The 21,004-nt window shown below is 34.4% G+C and carries 14 protein-coding genes and 1 rRNA gene; 9 read left to right on the top strand and 6 right to left on the bottom strand.

Translation table 11 applies throughout. The features are described from left to right. Window positions 1-26: 26 nt before the first annotated feature. Window positions 27-2,018: an excinuclease ABC subunit UvrB gene (gene uvrB, locus ACFX5F_RS03100; protein ID WP_379849816.1), complete on the top strand. Its 1,992-nt coding sequence runs from the start codon at window positions 27-29 to the stop codon at window positions 2,016-2,018. On the opposite strand, the gene ACFX5F_RS03095 is transcribed toward uvrB, so the two are convergent. Next, on the bottom strand, window positions 2,015-2,416 hold the full coding sequence (locus ACFX5F_RS03095) for an excinuclease ABC subunit B (protein WP_379849814.1): 402 nt from the start codon (window positions 2,414-2,416) through the stop codon (window positions 2,015-2,017). The two genes, uvrB and ACFX5F_RS03095, sit on opposite strands and share 4 nt — an antisense overlap. Before the next feature lie 171 nt (window positions 2,417-2,587). Further along, complete coding sequence (locus ACFX5F_RS03090) at window positions 2,588-2,944, bottom strand: hypothetical protein (protein ID WP_379849812.1); 357 nt, start codon at window positions 2,942-2,944, stop codon at window positions 2,588-2,590. A 430-nt stretch (window positions 2,945-3,374) separates the two neighbouring features. Between ACFX5F_RS03090 and ACFX5F_RS03085 the strand changes: the two genes are divergently transcribed. Genes ACFX5F_RS03085 through ACFX5F_RS03065 form a run of 5 tightly spaced genes read left to right on the top strand, consistent with a single transcriptional unit; the run spans window position 3,375 to window position 7,476 of the window. Continuing rightward, the gene (locus ACFX5F_RS03085; RefSeq protein WP_379849810.1) at window positions 3,375-4,187 is read left to right on the top strand and encodes an alpha/beta hydrolase; all 813 of its coding nucleotides are present in this window, start codon (window positions 3,375-3,377) and stop codon (window positions 4,185-4,187) included. Window positions 4,188-4,242: 55 nt separating this feature from the next. Further along, on the top strand, window positions 4,243-5,253 hold the full coding sequence (locus ACFX5F_RS03080; RefSeq protein ID WP_379849808.1) for a dipeptide epimerase: 1,011 nt from the start codon (window positions 4,243-4,245) through the stop codon (window positions 5,251-5,253). A gap of 6 nt (window positions 5,254-5,259) precedes the next feature. Next, window positions 5,260-6,291: an aminotransferase class I/II-fold pyridoxal phosphate-dependent enzyme gene (locus ACFX5F_RS03075; RefSeq protein ID WP_379849806.1), complete on the top strand. Its 1,032-nt coding sequence runs from the start codon at window positions 5,260-5,262 to the stop codon at window positions 6,289-6,291. A gap of 58 nt (window positions 6,292-6,349) precedes the next feature. Next, window positions 6,350-6,817, top strand: a complete 468-nt coding sequence (locus ACFX5F_RS03070) for a DUF1456 family protein (RefSeq protein ID WP_379850393.1) — start codon at window positions 6,350-6,352, stop codon at window positions 6,815-6,817. Between the two features lie 2 nt (window positions 6,818-6,819). Further along, the gene (locus ACFX5F_RS03065) at window positions 6,820-7,476 is read left to right on the top strand and encodes an NAD(P)H-binding protein (protein WP_379849804.1); all 657 of its coding nucleotides are present in this window, start codon (window positions 6,820-6,822) and stop codon (window positions 7,474-7,476) included. A 68-nt stretch (window positions 7,477-7,544) separates the two neighbouring features. Here the strand turns inward: ACFX5F_RS03065 and ACFX5F_RS03060 are convergent, their stop codons facing one another. Together ACFX5F_RS03060 and sucC are read right to left on the bottom strand one after the other, a co-directional pair. Continuing rightward, window positions 7,545-9,110 (bottom strand): protein adenylyltransferase SelO, encoded by a 1,566-nt coding sequence (locus tag ACFX5F_RS03060; RefSeq protein ID WP_379849802.1) that lies wholly within the window; start codon window positions 9,108-9,110, stop codon window positions 7,545-7,547. A gap of 231 nt (window positions 9,111-9,341) precedes the next feature. After that, complete coding sequence (gene sucC, locus ACFX5F_RS03055; RefSeq protein WP_379849800.1) at window positions 9,342-10,535, bottom strand: ADP-forming succinate--CoA ligase subunit beta; 1,194 nt, start codon at window positions 10,533-10,535, stop codon at window positions 9,342-9,344. 407 nt (window positions 10,536-10,942) lie between these two features. Here sucC and gltB point away from each other — a divergent pair, with 407 nt between their 5' ends. The 3 genes from gltB to lysA all read left to right on the top strand — a co-directional run bounded on the left by gltB (window position 10,943) and on the right by lysA (window position 18,328). After that, window positions 10,943-15,460 carry a glutamate synthase large subunit gene (gene gltB / locus ACFX5F_RS03050; RefSeq protein ID WP_379849798.1) on the top strand — a complete coding sequence of 1,506 codons (4,518 nt, stop codon included), beginning with the start codon at window positions 10,943-10,945 and terminating at the stop codon, window positions 15,458-15,460. A 2-nt stretch (window positions 15,461-15,462) separates the two neighbouring features. After that, window positions 15,463-16,917 (top strand): glutamate synthase subunit beta, encoded by a 1,455-nt coding sequence (locus tag ACFX5F_RS03045; RefSeq protein WP_379849796.1) that lies wholly within the window; start codon window positions 15,463-15,465, stop codon window positions 16,915-16,917. 193 nt (window positions 16,918-17,110) lie between these two features. Continuing rightward, a complete protein-coding gene (lysA, locus tag ACFX5F_RS03040; protein ID WP_379849794.1) occupies window positions 17,111-18,328 on the top strand; it encodes a diaminopimelate decarboxylase in 1,218 nt (405 codons plus the stop codon). Between the two features lie 94 nt (window positions 18,329-18,422). Here the strand turns inward: lysA and pafA are convergent, their stop codons facing one another. Both pafA and rrf read right to left on the bottom strand, forming a co-directional pair. Then, complete coding sequence (gene pafA, locus ACFX5F_RS03035) at window positions 18,423-20,039, bottom strand: alkaline phosphatase PafA (RefSeq protein ID WP_379849792.1); 1,617 nt, start codon at window positions 20,037-20,039, stop codon at window positions 18,423-18,425. Window positions 20,040-20,667: 628 nt separating this feature from the next. Continuing rightward, window positions 20,668-20,777, bottom strand: a 5S ribosomal RNA gene (gene rrf / locus ACFX5F_RS03030). Window positions 20,778-21,004 lie beyond the last annotated feature (227 nt).

Here is a 21,004-nt window from a genome sequence, read left to right as displayed (position 1 = left end):
CCTCTTAACCTTTGTCTATTTTTTAAATGAATTTCCAAGTAGTATCCGATTACCAGCCTAAGGGCGACCAACCCCAAGCGATTGAAAAATTGACTCAAGGGATTATTGATGGTGAAAAATTCCAAACTTTATTGGGAGTTACCGGATCTGGAAAAACATTTACAGTTGCCAATGTGATTCAGGAAGTGCAAAGACCAACTTTGGTTTTGGCACATAATAAAACCTTAGCGGCACAATTGTACTCGGAATTCAAACAGTTTTTTCCAAATAATGCCGTGGAATATTTCGTTTCTTATTACGATTATTACCAGCCCGAAGCATTCATGCCCGTAACCGGCGTTTTCATAGAAAAAGATTTATCCATCAATGAAGAACTGGAAAAAATGAGAATGTCAACAACGGCTTCGTTACTTTCTGGGCGAAGAGATATTTTAGTTGTAGCGTCTGTCTCCTGTTTATACGGTATCGGAAATCCAATAGAATTTCAGAAAAACTTGATTCCAATTGAGAAAGGACAAATCATTTCCCGAACTAAATTATTGCATCAACTAGTGCAAAGTTTGTATTCCAGAACTGAAGCCGATTTTAATCCCGGAAGTTTCAGAATAAAAGGCGACACAGTAGATGTTTATCCGAGTTATGCAGATGAGGCCTATCGAGTTCATTTTTTTGGTGATGAAATCGAGGAAATTGAAAGTTTCGACCCAAAGAATTCTCAGGTTCTAGAAAAATTTGAAAAACTGACGATTTATCCAGCCAATATGTTTGTGACTTCGCCAGATGTACTGCAAGGTGCAATTTGGGAAATACAACAGGATTTGGTAAAACAAGTCGATTATTTCAAGGAAATTGGAAAACATCTCGAAGCAAAACGATTGGAAGAACGCACCAATTTTGATTTGGAAATGATTCGTGAACTCGGTTATTGCTCCGGAATTGAAAATTATTCCCGTTACCTTGATGGTCGTTTACCAGGAACAAGACCATTTTGTTTATTGGATTATTTCCCAAAAGATTACTTAATGGTGGTTGATGAAAGTCACGTGACTCTTTCTCAAGTTAGCGCCATGTATGGCGGGGACAGAAGCCGAAAAGAAAATTTAGTGGAATATGGTTTCCGACTTCCGGCAGCGATGGACAATCGTCCTTTGAAGTTTGAAGAATTCGAAGCGATGCAGAACCAAGTAATTTACGTTTCGGCTACACCAGCCGATTATGAATTGCAAAAAACGGAAGGTGTCGTTGTGGAACAGGTAATTCGTCCGACAGGATTATTGGATCCAATCATCGAAATCCGACCAAGTTTAAACCAAATTGATGATTTAATCGAAGAAATTCAGGTTCGAGCCGAAATTGACGAACGCGTTTTGGTGACCACTTTAACCAAAAGAATGGCGGAAGAATTGGCCAAATATTTAACCAAAGTCAATATTCGTTGCCGTTATATTCATTCTGAAGTAGATACTTTGGAACGAATAGAAATCATGCAAGATTTACGGAAAGGAATTTTTGATGTGTTGATTGGTGTGAATTTACTTCGTGAAGGCCTGGATTTACCCGAAGTTTCTCTGGTGGCAATTTTAGATGCAGACAAAGAAGGTTTTTTACGAAGCCATCGTTCGCTTACGCAAACAATAGGTCGCGCAGCAAGAAACCTGAATGGAAAAGCAATTATGTACGCTGATAAAATTACGGCAAGCATGCAAAAAACCATTGATGAAACCAATTATCGCAGAACAAAACAAATGAATCACAATACTGCAAACAATTTGGTTCCTCAAGCTTTGAATAAAAAGATTGAGAGCGCCTTTACTAAAAATCCTTTGGCAGATTATGAATTAGGCTACACTAATTCTATTGCAGCCGAACCTGTTACTGAATATTTATCAAAAGTGGAAATAGAAAAACGCATTCGGGAAAAACGAAAAAACATGGAAAAAGCAGCAAAGGAATTGGACTTTATGCAGGCCGCAAAATTACGTGATGAAATAAAAGCGTTGCAAGGACAATTGACTTAATTCTGCTCTTCCTGAAAAACATTTAATAAAACTTCACCATCAATAATTACATTTGGCGCTTCCTTCATTAACTTAAGAATACGTTTCGTAGCTTCTGGATTGAGTCCCATGTCAATTGCTATTTGTTGGATAGCGACAGTTTCTTTTTTATGCAAAACACCATCGCTATGCATTAATAAAGCCAATCTATAAAATTGTTGAATGCGTTGAAAATTTGATTTGATTGGCAATTTTGGTAATTCTTGGTGAAACAAATCATTGAATCCTCCTTTTTCTATATTTAACTCATTGGCAACAATAAACAAAAATCCATATTCTCTCTTATGTAACTTTCCATCAACAGTAGAAAATGCAATCATTTCTAAAAGCAAACTTACTTTTTCTTCGTTAGTATCCATCAAATTATTTTTTGCTAAAATATCTCTTTTAAATTAAAATACAAAAAATTGGTCACTAATTAGACATCTTTTATAGATTTTCATATTGTTTTTGAACAACTATAGAAAATACAAAAAAAGAGAGAGAATCAATTTTGATTCTCTCTCTTTTCTATTTAAATTTAATAGGAATTAATCATCGTACTCATCGTTATCGCAATGTCCACGATTATCTCTTTCTTCATATCTTCTTTGTGCTTCGTATCTTTGTTGCGCTTCATATCTTCTTTGCTCTTCATACCTTCTTTGCGCTTCGTATCTTCTCCTATCATAATCTCTCCGGTTCTCATATCGTCCAGGATTACAGTAGACTCTATCATTATCGTGATATTCTTTGTAAACTCTTTGAGGGGCATACCCTCTCTCATAATGACCTGATACTACTACTGTAGGAAGTCCAACATTTAAACCAAACGATACCTGTGCATTTATTGCGCTTGTGGCAAAAAAGGCTATACCTAATAATGCGAGTAACTTTATTTTTTTCATCTTTTCAAAATATTAATTAGTAACTACTATTGCGAAATCCAACAACTGTGCCAGTAAATAATTTCAATATTAGCACGAATCAACGAAATATAAGAAAAATCGAAATAAAAAAAGATTATCACTCAGATTATCAAACATTTAAACCAAATAAAAAAAACACAGTAAAATGAAACTTTAACAAAAAAACAAAATTCGATTACTGGAACGATAGTAATTTGGGAAGTACTTCTACTATAATTCGAAACAATAAATAACAATATATTCGAAATAAAAGTAGAGATCAATCACTGAATGAATTTGATTTCTATAACAAGACCTTTATTTTAATAAAAGATCCTCAATTATAATTTTATTCAAAATCAAATTATAAAAATAATTACTATTTTTAGCTAAAAAATTCCTTCTAAATTAAATTACAAATTATAACTTAATGATTAGACGACTTCCCCTTCTTCTTGTACTACTTTTTGCATTTACAAATACAATAGCTCAAAAAAGTACCGCGTCAAAACAAGTTTCAAGTTTTACTGTTGAAGCTCCTCAATTGCATTCAAATAAAAAAATATGGGTGTATTTACCTGAAAATTATTTAACCACAAAAAAGAAATTTTCGGTTATTTATATGCATGATGCCCAAAATTTATTCGACACTAAAACATCCTACAGCGGAGAATGGAATATCGATGAAAAACTGGACAGTCTCCATGCACAAGTTATTGTAGTGGGAATAGAACACGGAAACGAAAAGCGTTTAGCAGAATTAACTCCCTATAAAAATGAAAAATATGGCGGCGGAAAAGCGGATAATTATTTAGAATTTATTGTTAAAACGCTAAAGCCGCAAATTGACAAAACGTATAGAACCAAAACTAAAAAGAAAAACACCATTATTATGGGAAGTTCTTTGGGAGGATTGACTTCCTTTTATGCTACTTTAAAATATCCTGAAGTGTTTGGTAAAGCAGGTGTTTTCTCGCCCGCTTTTTGGATTAACCGTAAAGAAATTTTCGAACTAGAACAAAAAACAAAAAAACAAAAAACAAAATATTATTTCCTGTGCGGGGATAAAGAAGGAGATGATGATTCTATGGTTACAGACCTTAATAATATGGAGCGTCTAATTAATACAAAAAGATGCTATTGCCTCAATTTGAACGAAAAGAAAATAGTAAAAGGAGGACAACACAATGAAAGATTATGGCGCGATGGTTTTGTAAAAGCAGTTTTATGGCTCGGCTATTAAATATTATACATTTAAAGAAAAATACATTAATTTCAAGTACTAAAATCCGATTCAAATGGAACTAATCTTAAGAGAATACAATCTCAAATTAAAACATACATTCACGATTTCAAGAGAATCGATAAACTTTCAGCCTTCTTTAATTGTAGAATTAAAAAGTGATGGTTTCTTTGGCTTTGGCGAAGCAACTTCTAATCCGTATTACAAGACAACCGTTCCGGTAATGATGCAGGATTTGGAAAAAATTCGGAGCGTAATTGAATCAACGACAAATGAAACACCCGAAGAATTTTGGTCAAAGATTCATCCGTATTTAAAACAAGATATGTTTGCGTTATGCGCTTTGGATATGGCGTATACTGATTTATATGCGCGTAAAAAAGGAAAGAAATTATACGAATTGTGGAATTACACCACCGACAAAAATCCATTGACAGATTACACGATTGGAATTGCTTCCATCGAAAAAATGGTCGCTAAAATGAAGGAATTGCCTTGGCCGATTTATAAAATAAAATTAGGAACCAAAGAAGATATTGCCATTGTAAGGGAACTCCGGAAACATACCGATGCCATTTTTAGAATTGACGCCAATTGCGGCTGGGGCGTGGAAGAAACCATCAATAATGCCATCGAGTTAAAAAAACTAGGTGTTGAATTTTTAGAACAACCCATGAAAGCTGACAATTGGGAAGGACACAAGCAAGTTTACAAACATTCTGTTTTACCAATAATAGCTGACGAAAGTTGTATCATAGAAGAAGATGTTGCCAAATGTTACCATCATTTTCATGGGGTAAATGTCAAATTAGTAAAATGTGGAGGACTAACTCCCGGAAAACGAATGATTCAGGAAGCTAAGAAATTAGGCTTAAAAACGATGGTGGGTTGCATGACCGAATCAACTGTGGGAATATCCGCGATTGCGCATTTATTACCACAATTGGATTATGTCGATATGGACGGCGCATTGCTTTTGGCAGAAGATATTGCAACCGGAGTGACTATTGATTTTGGAAAAATAAACTACTCTGAATTAAATGGAACTGGTGTAACTTTAATGTAGTTTTAAATGAAAGTCAACCAATCACCAGATCGAACAATTGAAATCGACAATGAAGAATATCTTTATTTTGGAGGAACGGCTTATTTAGGATTACCAACGCATCCTGAATTCCAAAAACTGCTTATCAAAAATATTTTGCAATGGGGAACAGCTTACGGAAGTTCCAGAAGTGCCAATATTCAATTGAGCGCCTACGAAAACGGAGAACGATTTTTAGCCAAATTCATCAAAGCAGAAGCTGCACTTACCGTTTCTTCTGGCATGCTGGCGGGAAAATTATTAATTGAAGCATTAACACCTGAAACCGATTGCTTTTTTCATTTTCCAGATACGCACACTGCAATTAAAGCCCCAAATAGTCTTCCTGTTTTTATTGGCAACAAATTAAATCCCCGTTTGCTGGATAACGTAAATGAAAAAATTACGATTCTAACCGATGCAGTTCCTTTTTTTAATGTAAAACCAATCGATCTTTCAGTCCTAAATTTAATTCGTCCCAATAAAGAAATTACTTTAGTTATAGACGAATCACATTCCCTTGGGATTTTAGGCACGAATGGTTGCGGGATTTTTTCGAATATTGATCTTCCCAATATTAAAAGAAAAATCATATCGTCCTCTTTGGGTAAAGCTTTCGGATTGACGGGAGGTGTAATTGCCAGCGATTCCGAATTTATTAATCAGATGGCAACCCATGATACTTTTGTGGCCAGTGCCGGAATGAATGCCGCATTTGTACAAACTATGGCTGATGCATCAGCAATTCATTTGCAACAGTATCAAAAATTAAAAAACAATTTGAACTATATAGACGTTCATTTGATTAAAAATAAAGAAGTTCGTTTTGATCCAAATTATCCGTTAATTTATCCTGAAATCGAAGGAATAAATGAAATTTTCACTGCGAATAAAATCATCATGACTAATTTTAAATACCCGACTGACACCAAGGATTTAAATCGAATTGTTATTACTGCCAATCACAAAAAAGAAGATTTGGATAAAATACTTCAAATTCTGAACCAAAACCAATTCTAAATCTAAAATTGTGGTCCAATTGCTTTTAAACCGTACCTTTGTAAAAAATTAGAATATGATGACAAACAACGATATCTTTAAAAAACTTCGCGTGGCTTTAATGTTACGTGACGATCAAATAGTTGAAATATTAGAATTGGTAGATTTTAGAATCACTAAATCAGAATTAGGTGCTTTTTTCCGTGATGAAAAACATGAAAATTATATGGAATGTGGTGACCAAGTGTTGCGTAACTTTCTGAATGCATTGGTAATTCACTTGCGTGGAACGAAAGAAAATCCAAAAAACCCAAATGATGTTTTAGCAAAACATAAAGCTCAAATTCCTGCAAAAGAAGGATCTAAAGACAGACCCGAGTTTAAGGCAAAACCACGAGACGAAGAAAAATCAAGAGGTGACGAAGCACCCTCAAAAGCAAGACCGGCAACAAAAAACACTTCTAAAAAACAATATCCAAAAGGAAATTCAAAAGTCCAAGTAGTGGAGAAAGTGAAATTTAATTTCGGCAAGAATAAAAAATCATAACTGTGAAAACGGCATTGATTATTGGTAGCACCGGTTTAATAGGTTCACAACTATTGAATCTTCTTTTAGATAGTAATGACTATCTAAAAGTAATCGCTTTCGTAAAAAGAGACACCGGAATAAAGCACCCAAAATTAACGCAACACGTGATTGATTTTGATAAGCCAGAAACCTATAAAGAATTAATCGTTGGTGATGATTTCTTTTGCACCATTGGTACAACAATCACAAAAGCGGGAAGTAATGACGCGTTTAGAAAAGTAGATTTTGAATATCCGCGCCAGTTTGCCACTTTTGCTTTGCTAAATAAAGTCAAACAGTATTTGATTATTTCATCTCTTGGTGCTGATGCAAAATCTGGAAATTTCTATTTGAAGACAAAAGGAGAAATTCAAGATTTTCTTAAAGATTGTGATTTCGAAAGCATTTCTGTATTGCAACCTTCCCTTCTATTAGGAAACCGAACTGAATTTAGATTGGGAGAAAAAGTTGGTGCCTTTTTTATGAAAACACTTTCTTTCTTATTACTTGGAAACTTGAAAAAGTATAAACCCATTGAAGGTAAAACAGTAGCCAAAGCACTTGTGAAAATTGCCCAAACAAACAATAAAGGTTTTAAAATATATGAATCGGATGTGATTCAAGAAATTGGAAACTAATACAAAATCCTGAGCTTTCACTCAGGATTTTTTTTGATATATCTTTAAAAGTATTTGCTCATAAATTTTTAAGAACTACAACTTAACATCGAACATCCTACTTTATCTCTGGCCCAATCGGGTCTTTTGGCAAACCATTTTTGCAAATTCGGTTGTTCAGAGTATGGATTTTTTAGCATTTCAAATAATTCGTTTAGCAAAGAAAAGTCTCCTTTATCTGCATCATCAATACATAATTGTGCCATGTAATTTCGCAACACATATTTTGGATTCACTTTATTCATTTTGTTTTTTCTCTCAGAATCCGAACGTATTTCTTCATTGATTCGAATACTGTAATTCTCCAACCAATCGTGCCAGTTTTTCAATATCGTTTCATCCAAATCCTTTTCGTTGTAAAAAGCATCTTTTATGGTGTTGAAAGCTGTTGATCCATTATCTGCTTTAGTAACATTACTTAAATTTCTAAAGAAAATGGTCATATCCGTTTCTACGCGTTCCAGCAATTGGGTCAAACTCTGAATCAAAACAATATCGTGTTCTCTTTTGATTTGGAAACCGAGTTTATTTTGCATCATATTCAAATACTCCTTTTCGTAATCTGCACTAAAAGCATCTAAAATAGCTTCAAGAGGTTTCGCATCCTCAATCAAAGGATACAAAGCATTCGCTAATTGATACAAATTCCAAAGCGCAATTTCTGGTTGATTGCCAAAACGGTATCTTTTATGCTCCCTGTCGGTTGTATTGGGTGTCCAATTGGAATTATAATCTTCTAACCAACCGTACGGCCCGTAATCAATGGTAATTCCGTGAATAGACATATTATCGGTATTCATAACTCCATGAACAAAACCTACCCTTTGCCATTCGACGATCATCTTGAGCGTAGTATTAGTCACTTCTTGAAAAAAGGCCAGATATTTTTTAATCCCCTCCTCTATAATTTGGGGGAAATGATGTTTAATAGTAAAATCAGCTAATAATTTGAGATTAACTAAGTCTTTTCGAGAAGAAAACAGTTCGAAGCTACCAAACCGTATAAAAGATGGAGCTACTCTGCAAACAATTGCTCCTTTTTCATAGGCAGGATTTCCATTATACAATACATCACGCAATACCTGATCGCCAGAAAGCATCAACGAAAGGGAACGTGTTGTAGGAATGCCCAAATAATGCATCGCTTCAGCACACAGGTACTCACGAATGGAAGAACGTAAAACTGCAAAACCATCTGCAGTTCTGGAATATGGCGTCGGCCCTGCACCTTTTAGCTGTAAAGTGTACGATTTATTAGCATGATTTACTTCGGTAAGATTGATTGCACGCCCATCTCCTAATTGTCCGGCCCAATTGCCAAATTGATGTCCAGCATAACTCAAAGCATACGGTTTCGTGCCAGGATAAACGGTATTCCCTGAAAAAGTATTTAAAAAATCAGCTGAAAGAGTATCTTCCTCAGACAGTCCCAAAAGATTCGCCACTTCTGCTGAAGCGTGAATTAGTGAAGGATTGGAAGGCTGTTTTGGTACTACATAAGAAAAACAAGCTTGCTCAACCTGTCTCGGAGTATTGATTTCACTTGGGTCAGCAGGTAATTCAGCAGTAAAATTATTTTGTATATGGAGTTTCATTTGGTAACGGATTTATATAAACTAGAAATAATTAATACTAGTACACTACAAAGATATTCGATAGCTGACACATAATTGAATTCTTACGATAATTTTAATTGATGACCAAAATCGTTTTGCTTATTAAAATTAAAACTTCATTTATTAGAATCATCCTAAAGAAAAATTTCTAACAAAAAAAATCCTGTTTGCCGTAGCAAACAGGATTTTTAAATATATAACTATTTATAATTAAGAAAGAGCCGCTTTTACTTGATCAGCTGCTTCTTGGAATTCAACAGCAGATAAAATTGGCATTCCTGAATTATCAATTAATTCTTTTGCAATAGCTGCATTGGTACCTTGTAAACGAACAATGATTGGCACTTTAATTGCATCACCCATATTTTTGTAAGCATCAACAACTCCTTGCGCCACACGGTCACAACGAACGATTCCACCAAAAATATTAATCAAAATTGCTTTTACGTTTGGATCTTTTAAGATAATACGGAAAGCAGTTTCAACACGTTTTGCATCAGCAGTTCCACCTACGTCAAGGAAGTTAGCAGGCTCAAAACCAGCATACTTGATTAAATCCATAGTTGCCATTGCTAAACCAGCTCCGTTCACCATACATCCTACTGTACCGTCAAGATCTACATAGTTTAATCCTACTTCTTTTGCTTCAACTTCGATTGGGTTCTCCTCACGAATGTCACGCATATCAGCATATTTCTTTTGTCTGTATAAAGCATTGTCATCGATATTTACTTTAGCATCTACAGCCATAATTTTATTGTCAGATGTTTTTAAAACCGGGTTGATTTCAAACATCGACGCATCCGATCCAATATAAGCATTGTATAAAGAATCGATGAATTTCACCATCTCTTTGAACGCATTTCCAGAAAGACCTAAGTTAAAAGCGATTCTTCTTGCTTGAAAACCTTGCAATCCAACAGACGGATCAATTTCTTCCGTAAAAATTAAATGAGGCGTATGTTCCGCAACTTCTTCAATATCCATTCCACCTTCAGTAGAATACATAATCATATTACGACCTGTAGCTCTATTTAATAAAACAGAAACATAAAATTCAGAAGTTTCACTTTCACCAGGATAATAAACATCTTCAGCGATTAAAACTTTATGTACTTTTTTACCTTCCGCAGAAGTTTGTGGTGTAATTAATTGCATTCCGATGATTTGTTCTGCAATTTCTTCAACTTGTTGTAAGTTTTTTGCCAATTTAACTCCACCACCTTTTCCACGTCCACCTGCATGAACTTGGGCTTTTACAACATACCAACTTGTACCAGTTTCGGTAGTTAATTGTTTAGCAGCAGCAACCGCTTCTACTGGGCTATTAGCAACGATTCCGCGTTGAATGCGAACTCCGTAACTAGCTAAAATCTCTTTTCCTTGATATTCGTGTATGTTCATAATATAGAATTTGTCTGGATTCTGAATTTATTCCAGAATAAAAGTGCCACAAAAATAGCAAAATTAAACAGAACTGTTATTTTTTTTTCAATTTAATATGCAACAATAATTATGTTTTTTCTAGACTAGGATAACCGCGTATTAAAAAAATAAAATTTAAAAAATGTATGTAAATTTGTTATAAAACTTTAAAAGAAATCTTAAGTAGAACATTTCTTTCAAAATCATAAGCTTCAATGCATTTTATGCATATCCTTTTTATCAATAAATCATTTCGCAAGTGTTTAAATATTGTTTTTGCGATTTATTTAAGCCTTTTCTGTTATTACTGTAAAAATATACCCGTTTTAGCTTTTACACCTATTATATCCTACTAAATCTTTAATTTTGTAGAAAAAATATTAAGCATGAAAGTTAAAGAACAAGGCCTTTATTTGCCCGAATTTGAACACGACAACTGCGGCGCAGGATTTATTTGCAATTTAAATGGAATTAAGTCCAATGATATTATTCATAAAGCATTAGATATTTTAATAAAATTAGAGCATCGTGGAGCTGTTAGTGCTGATGGTAGAACTGGCGATGGAGCAGGAATTTTATTTGACATTCCCCATGATTTTTTTAAGAAAGTTTGTGATTTCGAATTACCTGAAACTAGACAATATGCGGTAGGAATGGTTTTCATGCCAAAAAGCACAAACCAGGTAACGTTTTGCAAAACAACTTTTGAAACGGCCATACAAGATCAAAATTTAGAAATCATAGGATGGAGAGATGTTCCCGTTGACGCATCCAATCTAGGTCAAATTGCAGGGGAGAAAGAACCCACGGTAAAACAAGTATTTGTTGGTAAAAATGGATTGGACCTTACGGAACAACAATTCAATGCAAAAATGTTTGCTGCCAGAAAAATTGCAGAACATACTATTAGAAATTCAAGAATTTCAGAAAGCTATATGTTCTATTTTTCCAGCTTTTCTACAACTACGATAATATACAAAGGCTTATTGATGCCCGAAGATATTAGCAGATATTATACTGATTTAACCGATGATGACTTAGTGACCAGACTGGCTTTGGTTCACCAACGATTTTCGACAAATACTTTTCCTTCTTGGGAATTGGCACAGCCGTTCCGATATATGTGTCACAATGGCGAGATAAATACCCTTAGAGGTAACATTAGCAGAATGCGTGCTCGTGAAGAATTGATGCAAAGTGATGTTTTTGGTGATGATATCAAAAAATTGTTTCCTATTATATTAGAAGGCAAATCAGATTCTGCCTCAATGGATATGGTAATCGAATTGTTATTGATGACAGGACGATCTCTACCGGAAGCCATGATGATGGTCGTTCCTGAAGCTTGGGAAAAACACCAAACGATGTCAGAAGATAAGAAAGCGTTTTACGAATATAATGCTTGTATCATGGAACCTTGGGATGGTCCGGCTTCGATTCCTTTTACGGATGGAAATGTTATTGGTGCCTTATTGGATAGAAATGGATTGAGACCTTCTCGTTATACGTTGACAAAAAGTGGCTTCGTTATTATGTCTTCAGAAATTGGGGTTCTAGACATCAAACCCGAAGATGTAATTAAACATGGTCGTTTAGAGCCCGGAAAAATGTTTTTGGTCGACATGAACGAAGGCCGAATTATTGAAGATGATGAGATAAAAAATGCAATAGTTACTAAACGTCCGTACAAAAAATGGTTGGATGAAAATTTGTTGCAATTAGCACAAATTCCATATACTGACAACGCAATACCAACCGAAAGCATTGACTTCGCAACGCGACAACGCCTATTTGGTTATACAATTGAGGACTTAAAAACCATAATAAACCCAATGGGAGCTCAAGGTGCTGAACCTTTAAGCTCAATGGGTAATGATACTCCTTTGGCGGTCTTATCGGACCAACCACAACTTTTATACAATTATTTCAAACAATTATTTGCTCAGGTTACAAATCCACCATTGGATGGTATACGAGAAGAAATCATTACTGATATCAGTTTGGCAATCGGAGGAGATTTCAATATTTTCGATATTGAACCAAAACATTGTAAAAAATTAAAAATCCAAAATCCGGTTATTTCAAATGAAGATTTAGATAAAATAAGAAATATTGATCATGTTGATTTCAAATCGGTGACTATTTCTACATTATATGATATTGAAAAAGGTGTAAATGGATTGGAACGCGCTATGGAAAGAGCAGTTCAAGCTACTTTTAAAGCTGTTTCTGAAGGTTGCAATATCGTAATCATTTCTGATAGAGGTGTAAGCGAAAAAATGGCTCCAATACCAATGTTATTGGCTTGCTCTTACATTCACCATTCCTTAAACATTCTAAAAGTTCGTTCGAAATTTGGAATTATAATTGAATCAGCTGAACCACGTGAACCACATCATTTTGCATTATTGTTTGGTTATGGTGCAAGCGCAATAAATCCTTACATGGTAAATGAAATCATTCATGACCAAGTAAATGAAGGTTTTATTACTGGCATAAAAGCTGATTATGCAATTAAAAATTACAATAAAGCGATTGCAAAAGGTATCCTTAAAATCATGAATAAAATTGGCATCTCTACTTTACATTCATACAGAGCTGCTCAAATTTTTGAAATTTTAGGATTAAATAAAACGTTAACTTCTAAATATTTCCCATATACACCTTCTAGAATTGAAGGAATTGGTCTGATCGAAGTAGAAAAAGAAATCAAAAAAAGATATCAAAAAGCCTTTCCTAATTCAAAAGTGGCTAATTTATTACCCCTTGAAATTGGAGGAATTTACAGATGGAGAAGAACCGGGGAAAAACACATGTTCAACCCAACGACCATTTCTAAATTACAGCAGGCAGTTCGATTAAACAGTCCAGAAAGTTATAAGGAATATTCAAATATGGTTAATGACCAAAGTGAAAACCTAATGACTATTAGAGGTTTATTTGAATTCAATAATTTGGATCCAATTTCTATTGACGAAGTAGAACCTTGGACCGAAATTGTAAAAAAATTCAAAACTGGCGCCATGTCTTATGGGTCTATTAGTCAAGAAGCTCACGAAAACTTGGCCATTGCCATGAATAGAATTGGGGGGAAAAGTAATTCTGGAGAAGGTGGAGAAGATTCTAAACGATTCCAAAAAGACTTAAACGGTGATTCTAGAAATAGCGCCATTAAGCAAGTCGCTTCTGGAAGATTTGGAGTGTCTATCAATTATTTGACTAATGCCAAAGAAATTCAGATAAAAATGGCTCAGGGTGCAAAACCTGGAGAAGGTGGTCAATTACCCGGAGAAAAAGTAGTTCCATGGATTGCTGCTGTAAGAAATTCAACTCCTTATGTTGGATTGATATCGCCTCCGCCACATCACGATATTTATTCAATTGAAGATTTATCCCAATTGATTTTTGACTTAAAGAATGCCAATCGCGAAGCGAGAATCAATGTTAAGTTGGTATCTGAAGTTGGAGTTGGAACAATTGCTGCCGGTGTTGCTAAAGCAAAAGCCGATGTAATTTTGATTTCAGGATACGATGGAGGAACTGGAGCTGCTCCATTAACTTCACTGCAACATACAGGTATTCCTTGGGAACTTGGTTTAGCTGAAGCACAACAAACATTAATATTAAATGATTTAAGAAGTCGTGTAGTTTTAGAATGCGACGGACAATTGAAAACAGGTCGTGATGTTGCTGTTGCTGCGCTACTTGGAGCTGAAGAATTTGGTTTCGCAACTGCGCCACTAGTAGCTTCAGGTTGTATTATGATGAGAGCATGTCACTTAAACACTTGTCCAGTTGGTATAGCGACACAAGATCCCGAATTGAGAAAAAATTTCAAAGGAACTCCGGAACATATTATTAACTTCATGTATTTTATTGCTGAAGAGTTAAGAGAAATTATGGCTCAATTAGGATTTAGAACGCTAAAAGAAATGGTGGGACAATCTCAAAAATTGAATGTCAACAAAGCGATCAAGCATTATAAAGCAAGTGGATTAGATTTATCTTCGATTTTATACAAACCAGAAAAAGCTAAAGTAGTACCAAATCATAATACCACTACCCAAGATCATGCGTTAGATAATGTACTTGATTTTGAAATTATAAAAGCGGCAATCCCTTCTATTTATAGAAAAGAAAAAACAAGAGTAACTTTTGATATTAAAAATACAGATCGTTCGGTTGGTGCTATATTAAGTAATGAAATTTCGAAAATATATGGAGCACAAGGTTTACCTGAGGACACCATTTTAGTAGATTTTACAGGTTCTGCTGGACAAAGTTTTGGTGCTTTTGCGACCAACGGTTTATCATTCAAAATTCATGGAAACTGTAATGATTATTTGGGAAAAGGACTTTCGGGTGGTAAATTAATTATCAAGGTACCTCCTACTGCTACATTCAAACCAGAAGAAAATATCATTATTGGTAACGTGGCGCTTTACGGAGCAATTACTGGTGAAGCTTATATCAATGGTATGGCTGGAGAACGTTTTTGTGTGAGAAATTCTGGAGCAACAGCCGTTGTGGAAGGAATTGGAGATCACGGCTGTGAATATATGACTGGAGGAACCGTCGTAGTTCTAGGAAAAACCGGAAGAAATTTCGCGGCAGGTATGAGTGGAGGTATTGCTTATGTTTATGATCCAAATAAAAAATTCGATGCTACCGTATGCAATATGGAAATGGTCGCTTTTGAAACATTAGAAAATGATGACGTTACTAAACTGAGACGTTTGATAAAAAACCATTCTATGTATACCAACAGTCCTTTAGCTAAAAGAATTTTAGAAGATTGGGAAAATCAACGCAACCATTTTGTAAAAGTAATGCCAACAGATTATAAAAAAGCATTACAAAGATTAGCAGAAGAAAAAAAAATTGAAGAACTAATAGCACTATAGTTATGGGAAAGATAGGTGGATTTAAAGAGTATAATAGAAGTGACGAAAATAATATAGCTGTTGTAGAACGAGTATCAAACTATAATGAGTTTACAATTCCGTTAGCCAAAGATAAAATTAAAGAACAAGGATCAAGATGTATGGATTGCGGCATCCCTTTTTGCCACAGTGCCTGTCCATTAGGAAATTTGATTCCTGATTTTAACGACATGGTTCATCAAGAAGAATGGCAAAGTGCATTGGAGATTTTACAATCAACAAATAACTTCCCGGAATTTACAGGAAGATTATGCCCTGCTCCTTGTGAAAAATCATGTGTATTGGGTATAATCAGTGAGCCAGTTGCCATTGAAAATATTGAAAAAAATATTATCGAAAGAGGTTTCGCAGAAGGATGGATCAAACCACAAATTCCAGCGACAAGAACAGGTAAAACAGTAGCTGTCATAGGCTCTGGCCCTGCTGGTTTAGCAGCTGCACAACAATTAAATCGTGCAGGACATAACGTTACGGTTTTTGAAAGAGACAATGCAATAGGAGGCTTACTACGTTATGGAATTCCTAATTTCAAATTAGAAAAAGGAATCATTGACAGACGTGTTGTGGTTTTAGAAGCGGAAGGAATTGAATTCAAAACTAATGTAAACGTTGGTGTAAATTTCAGCATTGAAGAACTAAATTCTTTTGATTCAATCGTATTGTGTGGTGGTGCAACTGAAAGAAGAAGTTTACCCACTAAAGGAATTGAAAGTAAAGGAGTTGTTCAGGCAATGGACTTTTTAACTCAACAAACCAAAGTACTATACGGAGAATCTATTCCAGATCAAATCAAAGCAACTGGTAAAAATGTTATTGTTATTGGTGGTGGAGATACAGGATCGGATTGTGTTGGAACATCAAACAGACATGGTGCTAAATCAGTTACTAACTTTGAGATTTTACCAAAACCACCCGTTGGAAGAAGTGAAACTACTCCTTGGCCATTTTGGCCTTTACAATTAAAAACTTCCTCTTCTCATGAAGAAGGATGTGACAGAAACTGGTTAATCAATACCAAAGAATTTATTTCTAATGAAAAAGGGGAATTAACAGGCTTGAAAACCGTTGAAGTGGCGTGGAAAATGACACCTGGCCAAAGACCAGAACTGATTGAAAAAGACGGATCAGAAAAAATATGGCCTTGTGATTTAGCTTTACTGGCTTTAGGATTTACAGGTCCTGAAAAGACATTAAGCGATCAGTTGGGGTTAGATGTAGATTTTAGAACCAATTATAAAGCAACTAATTACCAAACGAATGTTCCTCACATATTTACTGCTGGTGATATGAGAAGAGGTCAATCTCTAATTGTTTGGGCAATTTCTGAAGGTCGTGAAGCCGCTAGGGAAGTAGATAATTATTTGATGGGATACACTAATTTACCAACAAAAGGTAATGGTGACTTACCTAGTTTATAATAAAAAATAGTTTTTTTTAAAATCCCCTGATAAAAATACTTGTCAGGGGATTTTTACTTTAACGAAAGTTACAAAAAATAAATAAACAACAATAATTGTTGCAATTACAACATTTTGTTACAATTTGTTATAATCTGTATTATTATTTGTTTGTGTTGATAAAGAATAATAAATTTGCTAAAAATTAATAACAATGCAAGCAAAAGACTTACTACAATTAGCGGAACAATTCGGAAACCCATTATATGTTTATGATGCCGAAAAAATACAATCTCAATACAACAGATTATCAAAAGCTTTTTCTAAGGTAAATAAGTTGCGCATTAATTATGCGATGAAGGCATTGTCTAATGTTGCGATCCTTCAATTATTAAAAGAAATGGGATCTGGTTTAGACACTGTATCCATTCAAGAAGTTATGTTAGGACTTCATGCCGGTTACGACCCCGAAAAAATTTTCTATACACCTAACGGAGTCTCTTTAGAAGAAATTGAAGAAGTTAATGCGATGGGTGTTCAAATAAATATTGACAATTTATCAATATTAGAGCAGTTCGGAACTAAATATCCAAATGTTCCTGTCTGTATTAGAATAAATCCACATGTAATGGCAGGTGGAAATGCAAATATATCTGTTGGTCATATCGATAGTAAATTTGGTATTTCTGTTCACCAACTACCTCACTTAGTTCGTATTGTTGAAAATACAAAAATGAATATTGTTGGTATCCACATGCATACTGGTTCTGATATTCTTGATATCGAAGTATTTTTATATGCTGCTGAAATATTATTCGACGCTGCAAAAAACTTTAAAAATTTAGAATTTCTAGACTTTGGAAGTGGTTTTAAAGTGCCTTACAAAAAAGATGATATAGAAACTGATATTGAAGAATTAGGTAAAAAACTCTCAAAAAGATTTAATGCCTTTTGTGTTGAATACGGCAAAGAATTAACCTTGATATTTGAACCAGGTAAATTTTTGGTAAGCGAAGCCGGTTTCTTTTTGGCTAAAGTAAATGTGGTGAAACAAACTACTTCTACTGTCTTTGCGGGAATTGACAGTGGTTTCAATCATTTGATTCGTCCAATGTTTTACGGTTCACAACATCATATTGAAAACATTTCACACCCAAAAGGAAAAGAACGCTTTTATTCCGTTGTTGGATATATTTGTGAAACAGATACTTTTGCTAATAATAGAAGAATTACCGAAATAAAAGAAGGTGATATTTTAAGTTTTAGAAATGCTGGAGCTTATTGCTTTTCTATGGCATCTAATTATAATTCTAGATACAAACCTGCTGAAGTTTTATGGATGAATGGTCAAGGTTATCTAATCCGTGCTCAAGAAACTTTTGAAGATTTATTGAGAAATCAAATTCCACTACCAACAGAAATAACAGTTTAAGTTAAATTATAAATCCCGTCTAGTTAAAGAGACGGGATTTTTTTCTAATCCGAAATGTGCTATTTTCAGTGCAAGACACTCAAATAGAATTAGCTTATTTTTTATCCAAAAGACTTTCTAATACTTCCGATTCTGTTCCATTAGTAAACGGGATCTTTAGCATTTGCGAAAGCGTAGGAGCAATTTGTGTAATGTACTTTTTACCATGACTTTCTCCTTTTGGCACTTGCCATCCATAAAAAAGAAGTGGTACATGGGTATCATAACTATTAGGTGTCCCATGTGTAGTTCCTGTTGGTTGATATTGCATATAACCAGCTTTGTCCAGAATTACAATATCTCCATTTTGTTTGGGGTCGTAACCTTTTGCTATAAAACTTAAAAAATAATCATTTCCGGAAGAAGCTAGAATTTCTTCTTCGGTATAGACTCTTTTCACTTGTTCTTGTGTCATCAGGAATTCCTTAAAACTTTGTTTTACTTTAGTCAATTCTAATCCTTTTTCTTTTATAATTTCCTTATTAAAGAAAAGATTGAAATTAGAATAATCCAAAACCAGATTAACACCAAAAGTATCTATCGAATATTTGTTTAACGAAGCAACAATATCCTTTGCAGGAACATTTTTCACATTGTATTTATTATCTTTTAAATAATTTGGATTTTCAGCACCAGCATGATCTGCGGTCAAGAAAAGCAAATAATTGTCTTTCCCAACAGTTTTGTCCAAATAGGTCAAAAAGGTTTCCAGCGTCTGGTCTAAACGCAAGTAGGTATCTTGCAATTCCATAGAACGGGGTCCAAAAGTATGCCCAACATAATCTGTTGAAGAAAAACTAACCGTAAGAAAATCGGTAATATCATCTTTCCCCAATTCTTCTTTTTCAATGGCTTTCATGGCTAATTCTGCCAAAATATCATTACCGAAAGGGGTCGTTCTCAAAACATCGGCTCCTTTTTCGGCATATATTCTACTTAAATCATATGGAAAAACAGGTCCAGAACTTTTATCAATTTTCCCTTCGTACGGATTATCGTCAGGAAGACTTTCGTTGTAAACTGCTTTCGGTTTTAATAAATCCCAGCCTTTGGTAATGTAAGGCATATAATGTTTCTCTTGATTGAATTGGGTTACCCAATCTGGTAATTTTTCACCATAAAAAGTGCTCGAAATAAAAGCACCTGTTTTACTGAACCAAAATGCCCAATTTGCAAAATGTCCCGCCGGCAAAATCGCGCCACGGTCTTTAATACTCATTCCAATTACCTTTCCTTTAAAATTGGTAGCCATGCGCAATTCATCGGTAATGGTAGTGGTCAAAAGGTTTTTTGGAGACATAGCCCCCTCCTTTTCGGTACCATCACCAACAATTTTCACTGAAGCATCATCAGTACAATACACGTCTTTTCCTAGACTCCTGCTAAACCATTCGTTGCCTACAATTCCGTGTGTCGCCGGAGTAGTACCCGTATAAATAGAGGCGTGACCTGGAGCGGTATATGTTGGAACATAATTGTAATGCATGTTGTGAAAAGTATAACCATTGTTCATCAACTTTTTAAAACCATTAGGAGAAAAATCATCAGAAAAACGGTATAAATACTCCATTTTCATTTGATCTACAACAATACCAACAACCAATTTTGGACGCTCTTGCGCTTGAATGTTTGAAATTATTACAAACGTTAAAAACAAGACTAATTTTCTCATATTATATTTTTATATAGTTCCCCAAAAATACAATATAATGTTTAAAAAAAGGACCTAACAAAAACTTAAACACAATAAATTAATTTTCACTTAACTCAATTAAAATCAGACCTCAAAAAAAGATAAGTATTTAAATATAAAAGACTTTTCTAATTGCATTACGCAAGATTAAATTCAAAATACCTTAAATTATTTGTCTGAAGAATTATTATAAGCACAATGGGCAGAGCTTATAGAGCTAAAGAAAGTAATTTCGGAAATTTATCTAAAAAAAACTTAGACATAAGCATCAATGAGAAGTAATTTACTAAAAATATATTTGAAAGAAAAAAATATATGAATATGTTAAATATACAAAACGTTACAAAATATTATTTAAACCACTTCGTTCCTACAATTTTACCATCCAAATACAGCAAAAAAAGCATTTATATAACCATTTAACTTCTAATCTACAAAACCAAAAAAATCACAACGAAAAAAATCCCCATCAAAATGAATGATGAGGATTTAATAGAATCTAAAACTAGTTCAGATTAAAGAAAGGCGACGAACCGAGGCATTAGCCGAACACGTCGTACCTATAAAAAAAAAGAACCCCAGCTTTTTCAAACTGGGGTTCCACAAAGAAAGGCGACGACATACTCTCCCACATAACTGCAGTACCATCTGCGCAGGCGGGCTTAACTACTCTGTTCGGGATGGGAAGAGGTGAGCCCCGCCGCAATAACCACCTTAAGAGGTTATAATTGCTTTGGGCAATTATTTTGCAATTAAAAATTTTGAATTAAAAATTAAAAATTGCAATAATATCTTAACATACTGAGATAAAGAAAAATTTTTTTATTAGAAAGTTTCTTCCTCTCTCGTCCCAAAAGACGGGAGAGGAAAAGCGTACATAAGCTTACGGGTTATTAGTACTACTCGGCTATGACATTACTGCCTTTACACCTATAGCCTATCAA

This window comes from Flavobacterium zhoui (assembly GCF_042787235.1).
In the GTDB taxonomy this organism is placed as follows: Bacteria; Bacteroidota; Bacteroidia; order Flavobacteriales; family Flavobacteriaceae; genus Flavobacterium; species Flavobacterium zhoui.
This window is presented reverse-complemented; position numbering and strand designations above follow the sequence as displayed.

Bases quoted from the DNA above. Each gene is read 5' to 3' on its own strand.
- ACFX5F_RS03080 (WP_379849808.1), top strand. From the start codon at position 4,243: ATGGAACTAATCTTAAGAGAATACAATCTCAAATTAAAACATACATTC.
- ACFX5F_RS03070 (WP_379850393.1), top strand. From the start codon at position 6,350: ATGACAAACAACGATATCTTTAAAAAACTTCGCGTGGCTTTAATGTTA.
- pafA (WP_379849792.1), bottom strand. From the start codon at position 20,039: ATGAGAAAATTAGTCTTGTTTTTAACGTTTGTAATAATTTCAAACATT.
- gltB (WP_379849798.1), top strand. From the start codon at position 10,943: ATGAAAGTTAAAGAACAAGGCCTTTATTTGCCCGAATTTGAACACGAC.
- ACFX5F_RS03045 (WP_379849796.1), top strand. From the start codon at position 15,463: ATGGGAAAGATAGGTGGATTTAAAGAGTATAATAGAAGTGACGAAAAT.
- lysA (WP_379849794.1), top strand. From the start codon at position 17,111: ATGCAAGCAAAAGACTTACTACAATTAGCGGAACAATTCGGAAACCCA.
- ACFX5F_RS03075 (WP_379849806.1), top strand. From the start codon at position 5,260: ATGAAAGTCAACCAATCACCAGATCGAACAATTGAAATCGACAATGAA.
- ACFX5F_RS03090 (WP_379849812.1), bottom strand. From the start codon at position 2,944: ATGAAAAAAATAAAGTTACTCGCATTATTAGGTATAGCCTTTTTTGCC.
- ACFX5F_RS03095 (WP_379849814.1), bottom strand. From the start codon at position 2,416: ATGGATACTAACGAAGAAAAAGTAAGTTTGCTTTTAGAAATGATTGCA.
- uvrB (WP_379849816.1), top strand. From the start codon at position 27: ATGAATTTCCAAGTAGTATCCGATTACCAGCCTAAGGGCGACCAACCC.
- ACFX5F_RS03085 (WP_379849810.1), top strand. From the start codon at position 3,375: ATGATTAGACGACTTCCCCTTCTTCTTGTACTACTTTTTGCATTTACA.
- ACFX5F_RS03060 (WP_379849802.1), bottom strand. From the start codon at position 9,110: ATGAAACTCCATATACAAAATAATTTTACTGCTGAATTACCTGCTGAC.
- sucC (WP_379849800.1), bottom strand. From the start codon at position 10,535: ATGAACATACACGAATATCAAGGAAAAGAGATTTTAGCTAGTTACGGA.